Annotated in this window: 1 protein-coding gene; it reads left to right on the top strand. The window is 56.3% G+C overall.

Annotated features, from left to right (window positions below; all coding sequences use genetic code 11):
• Positions 1 to 435, top strand: a 435-nt coding sequence (locus ACTHUR_RS21440) for an NAD(P)-binding domain-containing protein (RefSeq protein WP_440400824.1), incomplete at both ends; no start/stop codon positions are given.

A 435-nucleotide genomic window follows, 5' to 3' on the forward strand; every position in this document is an offset into this window, starting at 1 on the left:
GCTCTGTTGTTGACGATTTTATCGAACAACTCGTTCCGCTTTTGGACGAAGGCGACATCATTATTGACGGCGGTAATGCCAACTATCCTGATTCCACCCGCCGTACACACGAGCTGGCCGCGAAAGGCATCCGCTTTATCGGCGCGGGCGTATCCGGTGGCGAAGAAGGCGCGCGTCACGGCCCGTCCATCATGCCCGGCGGCGACGAAGCCGCATGGCCCGCCGTCAAACCTATCTTCCAAGCCATTGCCGCCAAAACCCCGCAAGGCGAACCCTGCTGCGACTGGGTCGGCCGCGACGGCGCAGGCCATTTCGTCAAAATGGTGCACAACGGCATCGAATACGGTGATATGCAGTTGATTTGCGAAGCGTACCAATTCATGAAAGACGGTTTGGGCCTGTCTTATGATGAAATGCACCAAATCTTCAACAAGT

This window comes from Neisseria sp. P0021.S007 (genome assembly GCF_051956855.1).